This window comes from Mycobacterium shinjukuense (assembly GCF_010730055.1).
Classification (GTDB): domain Bacteria; phylum Actinomycetota; class Actinomycetes; order Mycobacteriales; family Mycobacteriaceae; genus Mycobacterium; species Mycobacterium shinjukuense.
This window is the reverse complement of record NZ_AP022575.1, coordinates 1,956,721-1,974,809: the sequence shown is the minus strand read 5'-3', so window position 1 is coordinate 1,974,809 and position 18,089 is coordinate 1,956,721. Positions and strand designations below refer to the sequence as shown.

Here is an 18,089-nt window from a genome sequence, read left to right as displayed (position 1 = left end):
AGCCGTCGCAGCATGTGACCAGCGCAACCCTGCGCAGAGGGCAGAGGGCACCCTTGGTAGACCGATCGCTGGAATTGCGTCACACTAGTGTTGTGAAAATCCCGGCCGCCCCTGCGACCGTCCCCGGCTCGGCGCCGGATCGTCGCACCCGTCGCGCGGTGGTGCGCCTGCTGCTCGAGTCCGGATCGATCACCGCCGGTGAGATCGGCACCCGCTTGGGCCTGTCGGCCGCCGGGGTGCGGCGTCATCTGGACGCGCTGATCGAGGCGGGCGACGCCGAGTCCTCGGCGGCCGCGCCGTGGCAGCAGGTGGGCCGCGGCCGGCCCGCCAAGCGCTACCGGCTGACCGCGGCCGGCCGGGCCAAGCTCGACCACTCCTATGATGACCTGGCGTCCGCGGCCATGCGCCAACTGCGGGAGATCGGCGGCGAGGAGGCGGTGCGGGCGTTCGCGCGGCGCCGCATCGACGCGATCCTGGCCGATGTCGCGCCGGCCGACGGTCCCGACGATGCCGCGGTCGAAGCGGCGGCCGAGCGGATCGCCGGCGCGCTCACCAAGGCCGGCTACGTCGCCACCACCACCCGGGTGGGCGGGCCGATCCACGGCGTGCAAATCTGCCAGCATCACTGCCCGGTGTCCCACGTCGCCGAGGAATTCCCCGAGTTGTGCGAAGCCGAGCAGCAGGCGATGGCCGAGGTGCTCGGCACCCACGTGCAGCGGTTGGCGACCATCGTCAACGGAGACTGCGCCTGCACCACCCATGTCCCCCTGACCCCGGCGTTCAGCCCGCGCCCGCACATCACGAGCACCAGAGGAGCGTCCCGATGACACTCACGCCAGAGGCCAACAAGACCGTTGCCGAGCCCCCCGCGCGGGCGGCGCTGACGCAGGAAGAGGCAATCGCCTCGCTGGGTCGGTACGAATACGGCTGGGCGGACTCCGACGTCGCCGGCGCCAGCGCGCAGCGTGGTCTGTCCGAGGCGGTTGTCCGTGACATCTCCGCGAAGAAAAACGAGCCCGAATGGATGCTGCAGAACCGGCTGAAGGCGCTGCGCATCTTCGAGCGCAAGCCCATGCCGCGCTGGGGAGCCAACCTCGACGCCATCGACTTTGACAACATCAAATACTTTGTGCGCTCCACCGAAAAGCAGGCCGCGAGCTGGGATGAACTGCCCGAAGACATCCGCAACACCTACGACCGGCTGGGCATCCCGGAGGCCGAGAAGCAGCGGTTGGTGGCCGGTGTCGCCGCGCAGTACGAATGCCTGGCGGGTGACAGCTTGGTGTGGACCGCCAACCGCGGCCAGGTCCCGATCAAGGAGATCGGGTACGGAGACCGGGTGTTCGCCTACGACGAGGAGGCCGAACGATTTGTGGTGGCGCCGGTTAAGGCGGCAGCGCAGACCGACACCCGGCTTACTTATGCCGTCACGACCACCCGGCGCAGCATCCGGGCGACCGCCAATCACCCGATGCTGGTGCTGCGTGACGAGCGCACGAAGGGCCGCCGGCGCCCCCGGTATGCCCGACGTTGGGTCACTGTGGGCGAGATCAAGGCGGGCGACTTCATTGCGGTGCCGCGGACCGTTCCCGATTTTGGTGTCGCTGTTGAACTTCCGACCGTTGCCGGGTTGACCGCTCCGGCGGCGACTTCCATCGACCTGATGTGGCTGCTGGGCCTCTACATCGGCGACGGCAACATTCATCTGTCGACCAAGACCTACCGCGTTCAGTTCGCTATCCCCGCAACCGATGTCGAGCTGCGGGCCGAGTTGACCCGGGTGGTGAAGAACCTATTCGGCCTGCGTTGCATTGCGGCTGACCAGTACCGAGTGGTCGTGAACTCCAAGGCGTTGACTGAGTGGATCGTTGCGCTGGGGTTCGGCGGATTGTCGCTGACTAAGCGGGTGCCCGATTGGGTCTACGGATTGCCGGTCGATCAGCGGCTGGCATTTCTCGGTGGCTGGGTCGACGCCGACGGCTACGTGGGTCCGGACGAGAGTGGTTCGATCTTGCTGACCTGCGCCAATGAACCCCTGATCGGTCAGGCTCGCGAGCTGGCCGAGCTGGCCGGGCTGCGCGCGGGCGGGCCGTGGTCGTTCACCCAACCGTACCGGCACGCGCCCGAGCGTATGCAGATTGCTTGGCGGCTGGGTATTTCCGGTGATTTCGAGCGCCTCGGATGCCGCAACCCGAAGCGAACCGAGCGCCTTGGTCGTCGCCGCTACATGCATTCGTCCAACGGTGCACAGGGGATGACCATCCGGGCACACGGTAACGATTGGCTCGGCTTCGAGCGGGTCAAGGCGATCGAGCCGCACGCCGTCGAGCCGGTATACGACATCGAGGTCGACGGCCCGCACAACTTCATCGCCGAAGGCCTGGTGGTGCATAACTCCGAGGTCGTTTACCACCAGATCCGGGAAGACCTTGAAAAGCAAGGAGTCATCTTCCTCGACACCGACACCGGATTGCGGGAACATCCGGACATCTTCAAGCAGTATTTCGGTTCGGTAATTCCTGCTGGCGATAATAAGTTTTCTGCGTTGAATACAGCAGTGTGGAGTGGCGGGTCCTTTATTTATGTCCCGCCCGGCGTCCACGTCGACATTCCGCTGCAGGCCTACTTCCGGATCAACACCGAGAACATGGGCCAGTTCGAGCGAACGCTGATCATCGCCGATGAGGGCTCTTACGTGCACTACGTGGAGGGCTGCCTGCCCGCCGGCGAGCTCATCACGACCGCCGACGGCAACCTGCGGCCCATCGAGTCGATTCGCGTCGGTGACTTCGTCACTGGCCACGACGGGCGGCCGCATCGGGTGACCGCCGTGCAGATGCGCGACCTCAACGGCGAGCTGTTCAGCTTCACGCCGATGTCGCCCGCCAATAGGTTCTCCGTCACGGCTGAGCATCCCCTGCTTGTCGTTCCGCGTGACGAGGTGCGCGCGCGCAAGGAGCGCAGCGGGTGGACGGCTGAAGTCAACAGCACCAAGCTGCGTCGTGCCGAGCCGCGGTGGATCGCGGCCAAGAACGTGGCCGAGGGCGACTTCCTGATCTACCCCAAGCCGAAACCGATCCCCCACAGGACGGTTTTGCCGCCCGAGTTTGCGCGCCTGGCGGGCTACTACCTGGCCGAGGGTCACGCGTGTCTCACCAATGGCTATGAGTCGCTGATCTTCTCCTTCCACGCCGATGAGTTCGAGTACGTCGAGGATGTGCGCCAAGCGTGCAAATCGCTGTACGAGAAGTCGGGATCGGTATTGATCGAGGAGCACAAGCATTCGGCCCGCGTCACCGTGTACACGAAGGCGGGCTATGCGGCGATGCGCGACAACGTCGGCATCGGGTCGTCGAAGAAGAAGCTGTCGGATCTCGTGATGCGTCAGGACGAGACATTCCTGCGAGAACTGGTGGACGCCTATGTCAAGGGAGACGGCAACGTCACCCGGCGCGGTGGCGTTGACTGGAAGCGCGTGCACACCACGTCGCGCGTGTGGGCGTTCCAGTTGCAGTCGATCCTGGCGCGTCTGGGTCACTACGCCACTGTTGAACTGCGCCGACCGGGCGGCCCCGGTGTGATCATGGGCCGCAACGTCGTTCGCAAAGACATCTACCAGGTGCAGTGGACCGAGGGCGGCCACGGCGCCCGACAGGTCCGCGACTGCGGCGACTACTTCGCGGTACCGATCAAAAAGCGAGCGGTCCGCGAAGCGCATGAGCCCGTCTACAACCTCGATGTCGAGGAACCCGACAGCTACCTCGCCTACGGGTTCGCCGTACACAACTGCACCGCGCCCATCTACAAATCGGACTCGCTGCACTCCGCGGTGGTCGAGATCATCGTGAAACCGCATGCGCGCGTGCGTTACACCACGATCCAGAACTGGTCGACCAACGTCTACAACCTGGTGACCAAGCGGGCCCGCGCCGAAGCCGGCGCCACCATGGAGTGGATCGACGGCAACATCGGGTCCAAGGTGACCATGAAATATCCGTCGGTCTGGATGACCGGCGAGCACGCCAAGGGCGAGGTGTTGTCGGTGGCGTTCGCCGGCGAAGACCAGCACCAGGACACCGGTGCCAAAATGCTGCACCTGGCGCCCAACACGTCGAGCAACATCGTGTCCAAGTCGGTGGCCCGCGGCGGTGGCCGCACCTCCTACCGTGGCCTGGTACAGGTCAACAAAGGGGCACAAGGATCCCGCTCCAGCGTGAAATGCGATGCGCTGCTAGTTGATACGATCAGCCGCAGCGACACCTACCCGTACGTCGATATCCGCGAGGACGACGTCACGATGGGCCACGAGGCCACCGTGTCCAAGGTCAGCGAGAACCAGCTGTTCTACCTGATGAGCCGCGGGCTCACCGAGGACGAGGCGATGGCCATGGTGGTGCGCGGCTTCGTCGAGCCGATCGCCAAGGAACTGCCCATGGAATACGCCCTGGAGCTCAACCGGCTGATCGAGCTGCAGATGGAGGGCGCGGTCGGATGACAGCGGCGCGCGTGACCTCGGCCGCTGTGACATCCGCCGATTTGAAGGCTGCTGTGAATAAGGGAGAGCTGTTCGCCTCCTTTGACGTCGACGCCTTCGAGGTTCCGCACGGCCGCGACGAAATCTGGCGGTTCACCCCGCTGCGGCGGCTGCGCGGCCTGCACGACGGCTCGGCGCGGGCCACCGGTAGCGCCACGATCAGCGTCAGCGAGCGGTCCGGCGTGCGGGTGGAGACGGTGCGCCGCGGTGACGAGCGGTTGGGGCAGGGCGGCGTGCCCGCCGACCGGGTTGCCGCCCAGGCCTTTTCGTCGTTCAACTCGGCCACCGTGGTCACCGTCGCGGGTGACACCCCCGAGCCGGTGAACATCACCATCACCGGTCCCGGCGAAGGCGCGGTGGCCTACGGGCATCTGCAGATCCGGGTCGACGAGCTCGGCACGGCCGTGGTGGTGATCGACAACCGCGGCAACGGAACCTACGCCGACAACGTGGAGTTCGTCGTCGACGACGCCGCCCGGCTGACCGTCGTGTGGATCGCCGACTGGGCCGATGACACCGTCCACCTCAGCGCGCACCACGCCCGGCTCGGTAAGGACGCGGTGCTGCGCCACCTCACCGTCATGCTGGGCGGCGAGCTGGTTCGGATGTCGGCGGGCGTGCGGTTTTGTGCCCCCGGCGGCGACGCCGAACTGCTGGGCCTGTACTTCGCCGATGACGGCCAGCACCTCGAGTCGCGGCTGCTGGTCGACCACGCCCACCCCGATTGCCGATCGAACGTGCTGTACAAGGGTGCGCTGCAAGGGGACCCGGCCTCGTCGCTGCCCGACGCGCACACCGTCTGGGTGGGTGACGTTCTGATCCGCGCGCAGGCCACCGGCACCGACACCTTCGAGGTAAACCGCAACCTGGTGCTCACCGACGGCGCCCGTGCCGATTCGGTGCCCAACCTGGAGATCGAGACCGGCGAGATCGTCGGCGCCGGACACGCCAGCGCGACTGGGCGTTTCGACGACGAGCAGCTGTTTTACCTGCGTTCCCGCGGCATCCCCGAGGAGCAGGCTCGCCGACTGGTGATCCGCGGCTTCTTCGGTGAGATCATCTCCAAGATCGAGGTGCCCGAGGTGCGACAGCGCCTGACCGCCGCCATCGAACACGAATTGGCCATCACGGAATCAAAGGCAACCGAAAAGGTGACCGCCTCATGACAACCCTGGAAATCAAAGATCTGCACGTCAGCGTCGCCAACCCGGCGGACGGGGACCAGGAGATCCCCATCCTGCGCGGCGTCGATCTGACCGTGAAATCCGGTGAGATTCATGCCTTGATGGGCCCCAACGGCTCGGGCAAGTCCACGCTGTCCTATGCCATCGCGGGTCACCCCAAATACCAAGTGACGTCGGGATCCATCACCCTGGACGGGGCCGACGTGCTGGCGATGAGCGTGGACGAACGCGCCCGCGCCGGACTGTTCCTGGCGATGCAATATCCCGTCGAGGTGCCAGGCGTCTCGGTGTCGAACTTCCTGCGCTCGGCGGCCACGGCGCTCCGCGGTGAGCCACCGAAGCTGCGGCACTGGGTCAAAGAGGTCAAGACCGCGATGGCCGCGCTCGACATCGACCCGGCGTTCGCCGAACGCAGCGTCAACGAGGGTTTCTCCGGCGGCGAGAAGAAACGCCACGAGATCCTGCAGCTGGAGCTGCTCAAACCCAAGATCGCCATCCTCGACGAGACCGACTCCGGCCTGGACGTCGACGCGCTGCGGGTGGTCAGCGAGGGGGTGAACCGCTACGCCGAATCCGAGCATGGCGGCATCCTGTTGATCACGCACTACACCCGCATCCTGCGCTATATCCACCCGGAATACGTGCACGTGTTCGTCGGCGGGCGGATCGCCGAATCCGGGGGGTCGGAGCTGGCCGACGAGCTCGACCAGAACGGCTACGTGCGTTTTGTTCAAGCGGCCGCAACCGGGGCCTAGCCATGACTGCCTCGGTGACCCCGCTCGACCTGGCGGCGATTCGTGCCGATTTCCCCATCCTCAAGCGCGTGATGCGCGGTGGAAACCCGTTGGCGTATCTGGATTCCGGCGCGACGTCGCAGCGCCCGCTGCAGGTGCTCGACGCCGAGCGGGAGTTTCTGGTCACCTGTAACGGCGCGGTGCACCGGGGCGCGCACCAGCTGATGGAGGAGGCGACCGACGCCTACGAGCAGGGGCGTGCCGAGATCGCGGCATTCGTCGGCGCCGACGCCGACGAGCTGGTGTTCACCAAAAATGCCACCGAGGCGCTCAACCTGGTGTCATATGTGCTGGGGGACAGCCGTTTTGAGCGTGCTGTCAGCCCCGGCGACGTGATAGTCACCACCGAGCTGGAGCATCACGCCAACCTGATCCCATGGCAGGAGCTGGCCCGGCGCACCGGGGCCACGTTGCGCTGGTACCGGGTGACCGATGAGGGGCGGATCGACCTGGACTCGCTGCGACTCGACGACCGTGTCAAAGTCGTTGCGTTCACCCATCATTCCAATGTAACCGGGGTGGTGACGCCGGTGGGCGAGCTGGTTTCACGCGCCCAGCAGGTGGGTGCGCTGACGGTGCTGGATGCCTGCCAGTCGGTGCCCCACCAGCCGGTCGACCTCCACGGGCTGGGCGTCGATTTAGCGGCGTTTTCCGGACATAAAATGCTAGGCCCCAACGGAATCGGCGTGTTGTATGGCCGTCGCGAGCTGCTGGGCGCGATGCCAGCGTTCCTCACCGGCGGTTCGATGATCGAAACGGTGACCATGGAAGCCACCACCTACGCGGCGCCCCCGCAGCGATTCGAGGCCGGTACCCCGATGACCTCCCAGGTGGTCGGGCTGGCGGCCGCGGCCCGCTATCTCAGTGCCATCGGCATGGCAGCGGTGGAGGCCCACGAACGCCAGCTGGTGGCCGCGGCCATCGACGGCCTGTCCGGCATCGACGGCGTCCGGATCATCGGACCCACGTCGATGCGGGACCGGGGATCGCCGGTGGCGTTCGTCGTCGACGGCGTGCACGCGCATGACGTCGGTCAAGTGCTCGACGACGACGGCGTGGCGGTGCGGGTTGGGCATCACTGCGCATTGCCCCTGCACCGCAGGTTCGGTCTGGCCGCCACCGCGCGGGCGTCGTTCGCGGTGTACAACACCGCCGACGAGGTGGATCGCTTGGTGGCCGGCGTGCAACGGGCCCGGGATTTCTTTGGGAGCGCCTGACGTTGCGGCTGGAGCAGATCTATCAGGACGTGATCCTCGATCACTACAAACACCCGCAGCACCGGGGGCTGCGGGAGCCGTTCGGCGCCCAGGTATACCACGTCAACCCGATCTGCGGCGACGAGGTCACGCTGCGGGTCAGGCTATCCGAGGCCGGCACCAGGGTCGCCGACATTTCCTATGAGGGGCAAGGCTGTTCGATCAGCCAGGCGTCGACGTCGGTGCTCACCCAGCAGGTGATCGGTCAGAGCGTGCCGGAGGCGCTGAAGACCATTGCGGCGTTCACCGACATGGTGTCTTCGCGTGGAGCGGTGCAGGGCGACGAGGATGTCCTGGGTGACGGAGTAGCGTTTGCCGGAGTGGCCAAATACCCGGCACGGGTGAAGTGCGCGCTGCTCGGCTGGCTGGCGTGCAAGGATGCGCTGGCACGGGCCGGCGCGGCCGTCGAGGAGGTCAGGGATGAGCGAAACCAGCACACCCAATGACGAATTGCTGGCCGATGTCGAGGAGGCGATGCGCGACGTCGTCGACCCGGAGCTGGGGATCAACGTCGTCGACCTGGGATTGGTTTACGGCCTGCAGGTAGCCGACGGCGACGACGGGACCGTGGCGCTGATCGACATGACCCTGACGTCGGCGGCCTGCCCGCTGACCGACATCATCGAAGATCAGTCGCGCAGCGCGTTGGTCGGCAGCGGTCTGGTCGACGACATCCGCATCAACTGGGTGTGGAACCCGCCGTGGGGCCCGGACAAGATCACCGAGGACGGGCGCGAGCAGTTGCGCGCCCTCGGCTTCACCGTGTGAACCCGCGGGTCGCCGAACGTGCAGTCAGGGCGGAGAATTCGGCAAAATACCGCCGTGAGTTCACGCTCGGCGGGTGGCGTGCGAAACGGTTGCGTCAGAACGCGTCTTCGGGCACGCGCATGATGTCGTCGTCGATGTTTTCCAGGACGGTGCGCACCCCGGTCAGATTCGGCAGCATGTTGTTGGCGAAGAAGGTCGCCACCGCGATCTTGCCTCGGTAGAACGCCTCGTCGGCCTTCGACGGCGAGGCGGCAAGTGCGGCACGAGCCACGCCGGCTTGCACCAGCAGTCGCCAGCCGATGAGCAAGTCGCCGACGGCGAGCAGGAATCGCACCGAACCCAACCCCACCTTGTAGATGTCCGTGGGGTGTTGCGCGGCGGACATCAGGTGCCCGGTCAGGGTTCCGGTCATCGCGGTGACGTCCTCCAGCGCGGTTTGCAGCCGTTCGGCCACCGGCTTCAAAGACTCGTCAGCGTTGTCGATGGTGCGCGTGATCTGCGCGGTCACATGCTGCAGGGCCTGGCCGTGGTCGCGAATGATCTTGCGGAAGAAGAAGTCCAGCGCCTGGATGGCGGTGGTGCCCTCGTAGAGGGAATCGATCTTGGCGTCGCGGATGTATTGCTCAATGGGGTAGTCGGTCAAGAAGCCCGAGCCGCCCAGCGTCTGCAGGGACTCGGTCAGTATCTCGTAGGCACGTTCCGAGCCCACGCCTTTGACGATGGGTAGCAGCAGATCGTCCACGCGATGCGCCATGTCGTGGTCGGCACCCGAAACCCGGTGGGCGACTTCGTCGTCCTGGTGCGCGGCGGCGTACAGATACAGCGCCCGCAGGCCCTCGGCGTAGGCCTTTTGGGTCATCAGGCTGCGGCGCACGTCGGGGTGGTGCATGATGGTGACCCGCGGCGCCGTCTTGTCGGTCATCTGGGTCAGATCCGCACCCTGCACCCGCTCCTTGGCATAGGCCAGCGCGTTCAGGTAGCCCGTCGACAGGGTGCCGGCGGATTTGACGCCGATGGTCATGCGGGCGTGCTCGATCACGGTGAACATCTGCGCGATCCCGTCGTGCACGCCGCCGACGAGGTAGCCGACGGCGGGCACGTCGGTGGCCCCGAACGTCAACTCGCACGTCGGCGAGGACTTCAAGCCCATCTTGTGTTCCAGGCCGGTGACATAGACGCCGTTGCGCGCACCGAGCTCGAACGTCTCGGGGTCGAAGAGGTAGTTGGGAACGTAGAACAGGCTCAACCCTTTGGTGCCCGGGCCGGCGCCAACGGGGCGGGCCAACACCAGATGGAAAATGTTCTCGGCGGTGTCGCCGACGTCGCCTCCGGAGATGAACCGTTTGACGCCCTCGATGTGCCAGGTGCCGTCGGGTTGTTCGACGGCCTTGGTTCGTCCGGCACCGACGTCGGAGCCGGCGTCCGGTTCGGTGAGCACCATGGTGGCCTGCCAGCCGCGCTGCACTCCCTCGGCCGCCCACCGGCGTTGCTCCTCGTTGCCCTCGATGTAGAGGGACTGGGCCAACACCGGGCCCAGGTTGAAGAAGCATGCCGACGGGTTGGCGCAGTAGATCATTTCGTTGACGGCCCATGCCAGCGGCGGCGGCGCGGGCATGCCACCGATCTCCTCGGCCAGGCCCAGCCGCCACCACCCGGCCTCTTTGATGGTGTCCACCGTCTTGGCCAATTCGTCGGGCACGCTGATGGAGTGGGTCTCCGGGTCGAAGACCGGGGGGTTGCGGTCGGCGTAGGCGAAGGATTCGGCGATCGGACCCTCGGCCAGCCGCGCCGCTTCGGCCAAGATGGTGCGGACCGTGTCGACGTCGAGATCGCTGTAGCGTCCGGTGCCCAGGACCGCGCCGATATCAAGGACTTCGAGCAGGTTGAACTCGAGATCGCGGACATTGGCGATGTAGTGTCCCAACGCGGTTCCCTTCAGGTGGCTGATCGGCCCTGATCGGGCCCAGTCTCTCCGAGCGGGAAGAACGTACGCAACCGTAACCTGCGGTGGGAGGGCAGGCTTACGGCGACTATGTTCCGTTCGCGCCGGGCAGGCCGAGCAGCAGCCCGCCCGTGCCGCCGAGCCCGGGGGCGCCGGCCCCGCCGCCGTCGCCGCCGTTGCCGCCGTTACCGATCAGCTGAGCGTTGCCACCGCTGCCGCCGTTGCCGCCCAACGCGCCGCCATCGCCGCCTTCCCCGCCGTTGCCAAACAACCCGGCCTGGCCGCCGGCCCCGCCGTTGGCGCTCGATGCCCCCCCGGCTCCGCTGCCGCCGGCGCCGCCGTTGCCATAGAAGAACCCGGCATCGCCGCCACGCCCAGCGCTACCCGCGGATAAGGCTGCCCCGCCGGCACCACCGTCGCCGAACAGGAAGGCCCTGCCGCCGCCGCCACCTCCGCCGAGGAAGCTGCTGGCGCCAGCACCGCCGTTGCCGTAAATCAGCCCGCCGTTGCCTCCAGAGCCACCGGCTCCCATGCCGTTGGGGCTGACACCACCCGCGCCGCCGGCCCCGATTAGCACAGCGGAGCCACCGATACCGCCGGCGCCGCCGCCGCCGCCGCTATTGCCGCCGGCACCGCCGTTGCCGAACAGCCACCCGCCGGCGCCGCCGGCGCCGCCGTTCGCGCCCAGGGCGCCCACGCCGCCGTTGCCGCCGTGGCCCAGCAGTCCGGCGGCGCCGCCGTTGCCGCCGGGGCCGGCAGCGGGCGAGAAGCCGTTGCCGCCATTGCCGATCAGGAGTCCGCCGGCCTGGCCGTTGGGGTTCGCCGCCGTCCCATCGGCGCCGTTGCCGATCAGTGGACGGTTCAACAGCGCCAGGGTGGGCGCGTTGATGACGTCGAATAGCGGCTGCAAGGGGCCAAAGTTGGTGGCCTCCGCGGCGGCGTACGCCTGCGCGCCGCCGGACAGGGCTTGCACGAACTGGCTGTGAAACGCCGCGGCCTGGGCGCTGAGCGCCTGATAACACTGGCCGTGCGCGGCGAAGACCGCCGCGACCGCGGCCGACACCTCGTCGGCACCCGCGGCCGCCACGGCGGTGGTCTGGGCCGCCGCCGCCGAGTTGGCGGCGTCAAGCATCGACCCGATGCGGGCCAGGTTTCCCGCCGCCGCCGACACCAATTCCGTATTGGCGACCACGAACGACATCTCGCACCTCCCAGCGTCAGCGACCGGGAAATCTTACCGTGATTCGGCAGCCGTGGTTGCCTTTTCGCCACCCAATTTCGGGGACACGGGCGCGGAATCCGGGCCCGGCGTGCGGCCGTTGCGGTCCCGGTTGCCTTGTGCCAGTGACCAATTCAATCGCATACCGCAATGCAATCGAGATCTTTGGCGATCGCCGCGTCCCTACACTCGGTTCATCCTGACGAACCCCCACCCGCCCCGTGAGGCCGCCGGAATGACCTTGACCGCTTTCGAAGTGACCGCCTCCGAGGTCTCCGTTGACCGTGTCGCATGCTCGATCGCCCGGCCGTTGACGTGGTGGGCCGCTCTGTGGTCGGTGGTTTCCGTGCGCTGGGCGGTGACAGCGTTGGCCCTGTTTTTGACCGGGCTCGCGGCGCAGCTGAACGGGGCACCCGAATCGGTGTGGTGGACGCTGTATCTGGGCTGCTATCTGGCCGGCGGCTGGGGTTCGGCGTGGGCGGGCGTGCGGGCATTGCGCAACAAGGCCCTCGACGTGGACCTGCTGATGATCGTCGCGGCCATCGGTGCGGTCGCGATCGGGCAGATCTTCGACGGCGCCCTGCTGATCGTGATCTTCGCTACCTCCGGCGCGCTCGACGACGTCGCCACCAAACACACCGCGGACTCGGTCAAAGGCCTGTTGGACCTCGCGCCGGATGAGGCCGTGGTGATCGACGGCGACGGCAACGAAAAGGTGGTGCCGGCCGGCGATCTGATGATGGGCGATCGGGTGGTGGTGCGGCCGGGAGAGCGGATACCCGCCGACGGCGCGGTGCTGTCGGGGTGCTCCGAGGTTGACCAACGCTCGATCACCGGCGAAGCGATGCCGGTGGCCAAGAGCCGCGGCGACGAGGTGTTCGCCGGCACCGTCAACGGGTCGGGGGTGCTGCGGCTGGTGGTCACCCGGGACCCGTCGCGGACCGTGGTCGCCCGCATCGTCGAGTTGGTGGCTGAGGCCTCGGCAACCAAGGCCAAAACACAGCTGGTCGTCGAGAAAATCGAGCGGCGCTATTCGCTGGGCGTGGTGGTGGCGACCCTGGCGCTCATCGCTATCCCGCTGCTGATGGGCGCCCCGCTGCAGCCGGTGCTGCTGCGCGCCATGACGTTCATGATCGTAGCGTCGCCGTGCGCGGTGGTGCTGGCCACCATGCCGCCGCTGCTGTCGGCGATCGCCAACGCGGGCCGGCACGGGGTGCTGGTCAAGTCCGCGGTGGTGGTCGAACGCCTCGCCGACACCACGGTGGTGGCGCTGGACAAGACCGGCACCCTGACGTGCGGCACCCCACGACTGACCACCGTGCAACCGCTGCAACCCAATGTCGGCGCCCAAAGGCTACTCCAATTGGCCGCCGCCGCAGAACAATCCAGCGAGCACCCGCTGGGGCGGGCGATCGTCGAGGAGGTCCGCGGGCGCGGCATCAGCATCCCCGCGGCCGAAGACTTCCGCGCGCTGCCGGGCCGCGGGGTGCGCGCCACGGTGGGCCGCGATGTCGTCGAGGTGTGCAGCCCGCACGGCTATGGCGGCGCGCGGCTCCCGGAGCTGGCCCCGGTGCTGGACGCGGGCGCCACCGCCGCCGTCGTCGTGGCGAACGGCGTCGCCGTCGGTGTCCTCGGACTGACCGATCGGGTTCGTCCCGACGCCGCGGCGTCCGTCGCGTCGCTGACGGCGCTGACCTGCGCGCCTCCGGTGCTGCTCACCGGTGACAACGCACGCGCCGCCGGACGGGTCGCCCAGCTGGCCGGGATCACCGATGTGCGTGCGGCATTGCTGCCCGAGCAGAAGGTCGACGCGGTTCGTGGCCTGCAGGCCCGCGGTCATCGGGTGCTCGTCGTCGGCGACGGCGTCAACGACGCCCCCGCCATGGCCACGGCCCGCACGGCCGTGGCCATGGGCGCCGGCGCCGACCTCACGCTGCAGACCGCCGACGGCGTCACCGTGCGCGACGAGCTGCACACCATCCCGACGATCATCGGCTTGGCCCGGCAAGCTCGCCGGGTGGTGACCGCCAATCTCGCCATCGCGGCCAGCTGTATCGGCGTGCTGGTGGTGTGGGACCTGCTCGGGCAGCTGCCGCTGCCGTTGGGGGTGGCCGGTCACGAGGGATCCACCGTGCTGGTTGCCCTCAACGGCATGCGGTTGCTGACGAACCGCTCGTGGCGGGCAGCGGCGACCGTGCGCTGAGTACGCTGGCGAGCGGTGACCACCCGAGATCTCACTGCCCGCAACTTCACCTCGACCGTCAACGCCAACACCAACGTGCTGGTCTACTTCTGGGCACCGCTGTGCGCACCGTGTGACCTGTTCACGCCCACCTATGAGGCGTCGGCGCGCAAGCACTTCGACATCGTGCACGGCAAGGTCAACTTCGAAACCGAGCAGGAGCTGGTCAAGGTCGCCCAGGTCCAGCTGTTGCCCACGTTGATGGCGTTCAAAAAGGGCAAGCTGGTCTTCAAGCAAGCCGGCGTCGCCAACCCGCGGGTGATGGACGATCTGGTGCGACAGCTCAGGGCCTACCAGTTCCAGGACGACTCCCCCACGAACCAGCCGGGTCTGTTGTGATCGCGGCCCCGGAACAAGACGCCGGCCCGCGGCGTTGGGTCCTGACGTGACCACCCACAACCTGACCGCCGCACAGTTCAACGAAACCGTCAACGGCAACGACATGGTGCTCGTCGACTTCTGGGCGTCCTGGTGCGGCCCGTGTCGGGCATTCGCGCCGACGTTTCAGGCGTCGTCGGAGAAGCACCCCGACGTCGTGCACGCCAAGGTCGACACCGAAGCCGAGCAAGAGCTGGCGGCGGCCGCGCAGATCCGGTCCATCCCGACGCTGATGGCGTTCAAGAAGGGCAAGCTGCTGTTCAACCAGGCCGGCGCGCTGCCCCCGGCGGCCCTGGAGGACCTGGTACGGCAGCTCAAGGCCTACGACGTGGACGCCGCTTCGGCCGAACACGCCTGAACCCGCAGGCTTTCTTACGCTACTTTGCCAGGGTGAGTTTGGTCCTCCTGGAACACCCGCGGCCCGAGATCGCCCTGATCACCCTCAACCGGCCCGAGCGGATGAACTCCATGGCGTTCGACGTCATGGTGCCGCTCAGAGAGGCCCTCGAAACGGTCACCTACGACAACTCGGTGCGGGTGGTCGTGCTGACCGGCGCGGGTCGAGGATTCTCCTCGGGCGCAGATCACAAGTCCGCGGGCACGGTGCCGCACACCGAGCGGCTGACCCGGCCGACCTACGCGCTGCGCTCCATGGAGCTGCTCGACGACGTCATCCTGGCGTTGCGGCGGTTACATCAGCCGGTGATCGCCGCCGTCAACGGCCCGGCCATCGGCGGGGGGCTGTGCCTGGCGCTGGCCGCCGACATCCGGGTGGCCTCGACCACCGCGTACTTTCGGGCCGCCGGAATCAACAACGGATTGACCGCCAGCGAACTGGGGCTGAGCTATCTGCTGCCCAGGGCCATCGGATCGTCGCGGGCGTTCGAGATCATGCTGACCGGTCGCGACGTCACCGCCGAGGAGGCCGAGCGGATCGGGCTGGTGTCGTGTCAGGTACCCGAAGGCCAAGTGCTGGACACCTGTTATGCGATCGCCGCCCGGATCGCGGCGTTTTCGCGGCCGGGAATCGAGTTGACTAAACGCACGCTGTGGAGTGGACTGGACGCTTCCAGCCTGGAGGGGCACATGCAGGCCGAGGGCCTAGGGCAGCTTTTCGTCCGGCTGCTCACCGCCAACTTCGAAGAAGCGGTTGCCGCGCGTGCCGAGAAGCGGCCGCCGGTTTTCACCGACGACAAGTAGCACGACACGGAGGGAGCGAATGTGATCACCGCCACGGACCTCGAGGTCCGCGCTGGTGCGCGCATCCTGCTCTCACCCGGCGGCCCCGATCTGCGGGTGCAGCCCGGCGATCGGATAGGGCTGGTCGGACGAAACGGCGCGGGCAAGACCACCACGCTGCGCCTCCTGGCCGGGGAGTCGCAGCCCTATGCCGGGTCGGTCACCCGCAGCAGCGAAATCGGTTACCTGCCACAGGATCCCAAAGAGGGTGACCTTGACGTGCTGGCCCGCGATCGGGTGCTGTCGGCCCGCGGGCTGGACGTGCTGCTCACCGACTTGGAGAAGCAGCAGGTGTTGCTGGCCGAGGTCGCCGATGACGACGAGCGTGACCGCGCCATCCGCCGTTATGGTCAGCTCGAGGAGCGTTTCGTCGCGTTGGGCGGCTACGGCGCCGAAAGCGAGGCCAGCCGAATCTGCGCGAGTCTCGGGCTGCCGGAACGGGTCTTGACGCAGCCACTGCGCACGCTGTCCGGGGGCCAGCGCCGCCGGGTGGAGCTGGCGCGGATCCTGTTCGCCGCCTCCGACAGCGGTTCAGCGACCACGCTGCTGCTCGACGAGCCGACCAATCACCTGGACGCGGATTCTATTGGCTGGCTGCGGGATTTCCTGCGGGCACACACCGGCGGGCTGGTCATCATCAGCCACAACGTCGACTTGCTCGCCGACGTCGTCAATAAGGTCTGGTTTCTCGACGCGGTGCGCGGCGAGGTCGACGTCTACAACATGGGCTGGCAGAAATACCTGGACGCCCGCGCCACCGATGAGCAGCGTCGTCGCCGGGAACGCGCCAACGCCGAACGCAAGGCCGCCGCGCTGCGCGCGCAGGCCGCCAAGTTGGGCGCTAAGGCGACCAAAGCCGTTGCGGCGCAAAACATGGTGCGCCGCGCCGATCGGATGATCGCGGCGCTCGACCAGGAGCGGGTGGCTGACAAGGTGGCCCGGATCAAATTCCCCAGCCCCGCCGCGTGCGGCCGCACCCCGCTGGTAGCCAGCGGGCTGAGCAAGGCCTACGGGTCGCTGGAGGTGTTCACCGGCGTCGACCTGGCGATCGACCGCGGCTCACGGGTGGTCGTGCTGGGACTCAACGGCGCCGGCAAGACCACGTTGCTGCGATTGTTGGCCGGGGTAGAGAAACCCGACACCGGTGCGCTGGAACCCGGACACGGTCTGCGGATCGGCTATTTCGCGCAGGAGCACGACACGCTCGACGACGACGCGACCGTGTGGCAGAACATCCGCCAGGCCGCACCCGGATCCGGTGAGCAGGATCTGCGCGGCCTCCTGGGTGCGTTCATGTTCAGCGGCGCGCAGCTGGACCAACGGGCGGGCACGCTGTCGGGCGGGGAGAAGACCCGGCTCGCGCTGGCCGGCCTGGTGGCCTCCGCGGCCAACGTGTTGCTGCTGGACGAACCGACCAACAACCTCGACCCGGCCTCCCGGGCGCAGGTGCTCGACGCGCTGCGCGGTTATCGGGGCGCGGTGGTGCTGGTGACCCACGATCCCGGGGCGGCCGAGGCACTCGACCCGCACCGCGTGGTGCTGTTGCCCGACGGCACCGAGGACTACTGGTCCGACCAGTATCGGGACCTCATCGAGCTGGCCTGAGGGGCCGCAGGCGTGTACGTCGAAGAGCCCCTTGACGGCAGCGGGTTCTTACTCTAGGTGTGTAGGTGCCTGGGTGTGACACAGCGTGGAGGCACCGATGCGAAAGTCGACGAAGACACGCGATCAGCTGTTGCACGAGTTGCGCAACGCCTATGAGGCCGGTGCCAGCATCCGCAACCTGGCGGCCACCACCGGCCGGTCCTACGGATCCGTTCACAGCATGCTGCGCGAGTCGGGCACCACGATGCGCAGCCGCGGCGGCCCCAACCACCGTTCTCGGCAGCGGTGATGTACCGACTGTGACTCTGCCGACGCCGAAACGGCGTGTCGCGTCGGCAGATTCGCAGTCGCCGCGGCTAAGACCGGCGCACCGAGTTTTCCACCAGGTCCAGGACGGCGGAGAGCCGCTGCGGGTCCTCGCCGGACGCCAGCCGGGCCACCAATCCGTCGAGAACCAGATCCAGGTAGCACTGCAGCACGTCGCTGGGCACGTCGTCGCGTACCCGGTGGGCCTGCTTCTGCCGGCGCAGTCGATCGGTGGTCGCCGCCGCCAGCTCCGCGGAGCGCTCGGCCCAGCCGCGGTGGAACGCGGGGTCGGTGCGCAGCTTGCGCGCGATCTCCAACCTGGTGGCCAGCCAGTCGAACTGGTCGGGTGCGGCGAGCAGGTCGCGCATCACCTGGATGAGACCCTCGCGAGACGCGACGTCGGCCATCCGCTCCGCGTCCTCGTGCGCCAGCGCCAGGAACAGCGCGTCCTTGTCCCGGAAGTGATGAAAGATCGCACCACGCGACAAGCCGATCGCCTGTTCCAGGCGCCGGACCGTGGCTTTGTCGTAGCCGTATTCGGCGAAGCAGCGACGGGCACCGTCGAGGATCTGGCGACGGCGGGCCGCCAGACGGTCCTCGCTGACCTTGGGCACGGGCGGCC

Annotated in this window: 16 protein-coding genes; 13 read left to right on the top strand and 3 right to left on the bottom strand. The window is 67.6% G+C overall.

What is annotated here, in order from left to right:
• The first annotated feature begins 29 nt into the window (after nt 1–29).
• The 7 genes from G6N20_RS08635 to G6N20_RS08605 are packed head-to-tail and all read left to right on the top strand — an operon-like array spanning nt 30 to nt 8,536.
• Entirely contained in the window at nt 30–827 is a 798-nt protein-coding gene (locus G6N20_RS08635) for a helix-turn-helix transcriptional regulator (RefSeq protein WP_276004505.1), read from the top strand.
• The gene (sufB, locus tag G6N20_RS08630; RefSeq protein ID WP_083049212.1) at nt 824–4,495 is read left to right on the top strand and encodes an intein-containing Fe-S cluster assembly protein SufB; all 3,672 of its coding nucleotides are present in this window, start codon (nt 824–826) and stop codon (nt 4,493–4,495) included. The genes G6N20_RS08635 and sufB overlap by 4 nt, the downstream gene beginning before the upstream one ends.
• Entirely contained in the window at nt 4,492–5,700 is a 1,209-nt protein-coding gene (sufD, locus tag G6N20_RS08625) for a Fe-S cluster assembly protein SufD (protein WP_083049211.1), read from the top strand. Before sufB ends, sufD begins: the two co-directional genes overlap by 4 nt.
• Entirely contained in the window at nt 5,697–6,473 is a 777-nt protein-coding gene (gene sufC / locus G6N20_RS08620; RefSeq protein ID WP_083049208.1) for a Fe-S cluster assembly ATPase SufC, read from the top strand. The genes sufD and sufC overlap by 4 nt, the downstream gene beginning before the upstream one ends.
• A gap of 2 nt (nt 6,474–6,475) precedes the next feature.
• Nucleotides 6,476–7,729, top strand: a complete 1,254-nt coding sequence (locus G6N20_RS08615; RefSeq protein WP_083049206.1) for a cysteine desulfurase — start codon at nt 6,476–6,478, stop codon at nt 7,727–7,729.
• Nucleotides 7,726–8,214, top strand: a complete 489-nt coding sequence (gene sufU, locus G6N20_RS08610) for a Fe-S cluster assembly sulfur transfer protein SufU (RefSeq protein WP_083049203.1) — start codon at nt 7,726–7,728, stop codon at nt 8,212–8,214. The genes G6N20_RS08615 and sufU overlap by 4 nt, the downstream gene beginning before the upstream one ends.
• On the top strand, nt 8,189–8,536 hold the full coding sequence (locus G6N20_RS08605) for a metal-sulfur cluster assembly factor (protein ID WP_083049201.1): 348 nt from the start codon (nt 8,189–8,191) through the stop codon (nt 8,534–8,536). Before sufU ends, G6N20_RS08605 begins: the two co-directional genes overlap by 26 nt.
• A gap of 94 nt (nt 8,537–8,630) precedes the next feature.
• On the opposite strand, the gene G6N20_RS08600 is transcribed toward G6N20_RS08605, so the two are convergent.
• Complete coding sequence (locus G6N20_RS08600) at nt 8,631–10,460, bottom strand: acyl-CoA dehydrogenase (RefSeq protein WP_083049199.1); 1,830 nt, start codon at nt 10,458–10,460, stop codon at nt 8,631–8,633.
• Between the two features lie 106 nt (nt 10,461–10,566).
• Complete coding sequence (locus G6N20_RS08595) at nt 10,567–11,679, bottom strand: PE-PGRS family ubiquitin-binding protein (protein WP_083049196.1); 1,113 nt, start codon at nt 11,677–11,679, stop codon at nt 10,567–10,569.
• Nucleotides 11,680–11,932: 253 nt separating this feature from the next.
• Here G6N20_RS08595 and G6N20_RS08590 point away from each other — a divergent pair, with 253 nt between their 5' ends.
• The 6 genes from G6N20_RS08590 (at nt 11,933) to G6N20_RS08565 (ending at nt 17,450) form a co-directional block, all read left to right on the top strand.
• Nucleotides 11,933–13,900, top strand: a complete 1,968-nt coding sequence (locus G6N20_RS08590) for a heavy metal translocating P-type ATPase (RefSeq protein WP_083049194.1) — start codon at nt 11,933–11,935, stop codon at nt 13,898–13,900.
• A gap of 15 nt (nt 13,901–13,915) precedes the next feature.
• Complete coding sequence (locus G6N20_RS08585; RefSeq protein WP_083049191.1) at nt 13,916–14,278, top strand: thioredoxin family protein; 363 nt, start codon at nt 13,916–13,918, stop codon at nt 14,276–14,278.
• 46 nt (nt 14,279–14,324) lie between these two features.
• Complete coding sequence (gene trxA / locus G6N20_RS08580; RefSeq protein WP_083049188.1) at nt 14,325–14,675, top strand: thioredoxin; 351 nt, start codon at nt 14,325–14,327, stop codon at nt 14,673–14,675.
• Nucleotides 14,672–15,517 (top strand): enoyl-CoA hydratase, encoded by an 846-nt coding sequence (locus tag G6N20_RS08575; protein WP_372516426.1) that lies wholly within the window; start codon nt 14,672–14,674, stop codon nt 15,515–15,517. Before trxA ends, G6N20_RS08575 begins: the two co-directional genes overlap by 4 nt.
• Nucleotides 15,518–15,538: 21 nt before the next feature.
• Nucleotides 15,539–17,161, top strand: a complete 1,623-nt coding sequence (locus tag G6N20_RS08570; protein WP_083049183.1) for an ABC-F family ATP-binding cassette domain-containing protein — start codon at nt 15,539–15,541, stop codon at nt 17,159–17,161.
• A 97-nt stretch (nt 17,162–17,258) separates the two neighbouring features.
• Nucleotides 17,259–17,450, top strand: coding sequence for a helix-turn-helix domain-containing protein (locus G6N20_RS08565; RefSeq protein ID WP_083049242.1), 192 nt, complete (start codon nt 17,259–17,261; stop codon nt 17,448–17,450).
• Nucleotides 17,451–17,517: 67 nt separating this feature from the next.
• Here the strand turns inward: G6N20_RS08565 and G6N20_RS08560 are convergent, their stop codons facing one another.
• On the bottom strand, nt 17,518–18,081 hold the full coding sequence (locus G6N20_RS08560) for a TetR/AcrR family transcriptional regulator (RefSeq protein ID WP_083049181.1): 564 nt from the start codon (nt 18,079–18,081) through the stop codon (nt 17,518–17,520).
• Nucleotides 18,082–18,089 lie beyond the last annotated feature (8 nt).